At 51.9% G+C, this 2,354-nt stretch carries 24 tRNA genes; all 24 read right to left on the reverse strand.

What is annotated here, in order from left to right:
• Positions 1-158: 158 nt before the first annotated feature.
• Positions 159-242 (reverse strand) — tRNA-Leu (locus EKM95_RS11380).
• A 34-nt stretch (positions 243-276) separates the two neighbouring features.
• A tRNA-Cys gene (locus EKM95_RS11385) sits at positions 277-348 on the reverse strand.
• A 21-nt stretch (positions 349-369) separates the two neighbouring features.
• Positions 370-441, reverse strand: a tRNA-Gln gene (locus EKM95_RS11390).
• A 6-nt stretch (positions 442-447) separates the two neighbouring features.
• Positions 448-520 (reverse strand) — tRNA-His (locus EKM95_RS11395).
• 14 nt (positions 521-534) lie between these two features.
• Positions 535-605 (reverse strand) — tRNA-Trp (locus tag EKM95_RS11400).
• A 5-nt stretch (positions 606-610) separates the two neighbouring features.
• Positions 611-691 (reverse strand) — tRNA-Tyr (locus tag EKM95_RS11405).
• Positions 692-696: 5 nt separating this feature from the next.
• Positions 697-769 (reverse strand) — tRNA-Phe (locus EKM95_RS11410).
• Between the two features lie 5 nt (positions 770-774).
• Positions 775-848: transfer RNA gene (locus EKM95_RS11415), tRNA-Asp, on the reverse strand.
• A gap of 17 nt (positions 849-865) precedes the next feature.
• Positions 866-939: transfer RNA gene (locus EKM95_RS11420), tRNA-Met, on the reverse strand.
• Between the two features lie 12 nt (positions 940-951).
• Positions 952-1,040 (reverse strand) — tRNA-Ser (locus tag EKM95_RS11425).
• A 17-nt stretch (positions 1,041-1,057) separates the two neighbouring features.
• Positions 1,058-1,129, reverse strand: a tRNA-Glu gene (locus EKM95_RS11430).
• 7 nt (positions 1,130-1,136) lie between these two features.
• A tRNA-Ser gene (locus tag EKM95_RS11435) sits at positions 1,137-1,224 on the reverse strand.
• Positions 1,225-1,257: 33 nt separating this feature from the next.
• Positions 1,258-1,331, reverse strand: a tRNA-Ile gene (locus EKM95_RS11440).
• Between the two features lie 13 nt (positions 1,332-1,344).
• Positions 1,345-1,415 (reverse strand) — tRNA-Gly (locus EKM95_RS11445).
• A gap of 10 nt (positions 1,416-1,425) precedes the next feature.
• Positions 1,426-1,498, reverse strand: a tRNA-Phe gene (locus EKM95_RS11450).
• 5 nt (positions 1,499-1,503) lie between these two features.
• A tRNA-Asp gene (locus tag EKM95_RS11455) sits at positions 1,504-1,577 on the reverse strand.
• A gap of 2 nt (positions 1,578-1,579) precedes the next feature.
• A tRNA-Met gene (locus tag EKM95_RS11460) sits at positions 1,580-1,653 on the reverse strand.
• Positions 1,654-1,706: 53 nt separating this feature from the next.
• Positions 1,707-1,780 (reverse strand) — tRNA-Ile (locus EKM95_RS11465).
• Positions 1,781-1,787: 7 nt separating this feature from the next.
• Positions 1,788-1,861: transfer RNA gene (locus EKM95_RS11470), tRNA-Met, on the reverse strand.
• A 29-nt stretch (positions 1,862-1,890) separates the two neighbouring features.
• Positions 1,891-1,964 (reverse strand) — tRNA-Pro (locus EKM95_RS11475).
• Positions 1,965-1,968: 4 nt separating this feature from the next.
• A tRNA-Arg gene (locus tag EKM95_RS11480) sits at positions 1,969-2,042 on the reverse strand.
• A gap of 30 nt (positions 2,043-2,072) precedes the next feature.
• Positions 2,073-2,144, reverse strand: a tRNA-Gly gene (locus EKM95_RS11485).
• Positions 2,145-2,156: 12 nt separating this feature from the next.
• Positions 2,157-2,229 (reverse strand) — tRNA-Thr (locus EKM95_RS11490).
• Positions 2,230-2,277: 48 nt separating this feature from the next.
• Positions 2,278-2,350, reverse strand: a tRNA-Lys gene (locus tag EKM95_RS11495).
• Positions 2,351-2,354 lie beyond the last annotated feature (4 nt).

Raw genomic sequence — 2,354 nt, forward strand, 5'->3', positions numbered from 1 at the left:
AAGCCCTCTAAGCCCTCTAAGCCCTTAAGATAACAAAAAGCCCCCTCAAAAGAGGAGACCCATAAAAGCTTAAAACATAAAACCAACACCATTTGACAAATTTCCAAATAAAAAAACCAAAACGCCCAAACGTTTTGGTTTTTCCATATCATGCCTGATACCGCTGATCGGGGTCGAACCGATACTCCATCGCTGGAACTGGATTTTGAATCCAGCGCGTCTACCAATTCCGCCACAGCGGCATGATAGTTATTCTCTTGGCCTTCGCCATAAGAAAGGCGGTGATCGGATTTGAACCGACGCATATAGGTTTTGCAGACCTTTGCCTTACCACTTGGCTACACCGCCAGGAGCTTGCTTCATCAGCAATTGGGCTAGCTGGATTCGAACCAGCGCATGACGGAGTCAAAGTCCGTTGCCTTACCACTTGGCTATAGCCCAATCAAGGGCGGATAGTGGGGATCGAACCCACGTATGCCGGTGCCACAAACCGGTGTGTTAACCGCTTCACCATATCCGCCATCACAACAAAAGCAGGGATAGTAGGAATTGAACCCACACTGACGGTTTTGGAGACCGTAGTTCTACCTTTAAACTATATCCCTATAAATGGAGGATCTAGGATTCGAACCTAGGAACCCGAAGGAACGGATTTACAGTCCGTCGCGTTTAGCCTCTTCGCTAATCCTCCAAAAATGGCGCGGGACGGAATCGAACCGCCGACACATGGAGCTTCAATCCATTGCTCTACCAACTGAGCTACCGAGCCATTAACGGTTCCAGCGGGACTTGAACCCGCGATCTCCTGCGTGACAGGCAGGCGTCCTAACCAACTAGACCATGGAACCATGATATTCAATTGTAATTGCGGGGGCCGGATTTGAACCAACGACCTTCGGGTTATGAGCCCGACGAGCTACCAGACTGCTCCACCCCGCGATAATTTTATAAAGGAGAATGAGGGATTCGAACCCTCGCGTGGGTCATCCCCACCTGACGGTTTTCAAGACCGTTCCCTTCAGCCACTTGGGTAATTCTCCATGACGGTTGATCATTATGACCCGTACGGGATTTGAACCCATGTTACCGCCGTGAAAGGGCGGTGTCTTAACCACTTGACCAACGGGCCATAAGAACGGAGAAGGAGGGATTTGAACCCTCGCACGGTTTGACCCGTCTACACCCTTAGCAGGGGCGCCTCTTCAGCCACTTGAGTACTTCTCCATCACATTATTCAGTTAAGGAAACTTGGTGCAATGGGCCTAAATGGACTTGAACCATCGACCTCACGCTTATCAGGCGTGCGCTCTAACCAGCTGAGCTATAGGCCCATATATAGGATCCAGCGGGTGACGAGAATCGAACTCGCGACAACAGCTTGGAAGGCTGTGGTTTTACCACTAAACTACACCCGCGAAGGTGCGATGGCGCGGGACAGAATCGAACTGCCGACACATGGAGCTTCAATCCATTGCTCTACCAACTGAGCTACCGAGCCGACAACGGTTCCAGCGGGACTTGAACCCGCGATCTCCTGCGTGACAGGCAGGCGTCCTAACCAACTAGACCATGGAACCAATTGCGGGGGCTGGATTTGAACCAACGACCTTCGGGTTATGAGCCCGACGAGCTACCAGACTGCTCCACCCCGCGATCACAATAACGGATTAAATTATACCTACCATTGTCCACCGTGTAAAGACGGATGGACCTTGTAGGGCTCGAACCTACGACCGGACGGTTATGAGCCGTCTGCTCTAACCAACTGAGCTAAAGGTCCAAGCTGATCGCGGCGGGGGGGATCGAACCCTCGACCTCCCGGGTATGAACCGGACGCTCTAGCCAGCTGAGCTACACCGCGATAACAAGACTTTCGGACGTGATGTCCTATCGGGAAAACAGGATTCGAACCTGCGACCCCCTGGTCCCAAACCAGGTGCTCTACCAAGCTGAGCTATTTCCCGAAAATGCACCCAGTAGGAGTCGAACCTACAACCTTCTGATTCGTAGTCAGACACTCTATCCAATTGCGCTATGGGTGCATATTTTGCTGAACCGACTGCTGCCGGTCAAGCGGAAGACGGGATTCGAACCCGCGACCCCCACCATGGCAAGGTGATGTTCTACCACTGAACTACTTCCGCATAGTTACTTAATGCCGACTAGAGGGTTCGAACCTCCGACCCCCTGTTTACAAGACAGGTGCTCTGCCAGCTGAGCTAAGTCGGCGAAAAACGCCAGATCATGCATAACGCTTCTTACCGTTCTCAGATCACCTGAGCCGTGACAGGCTCGAACTGTCGACCCTCTGATTAAAAGTCAGATGCTCTACCAACTGAGCTAACGGCTCGATG

Source organism: Lacticaseibacillus yichunensis, from assembly GCF_003946405.1.
In the GTDB taxonomy this organism is placed as follows: domain Bacteria; phylum Bacillota; class Bacilli; order Lactobacillales; family Lactobacillaceae; genus Lacticaseibacillus; species Lacticaseibacillus yichunensis.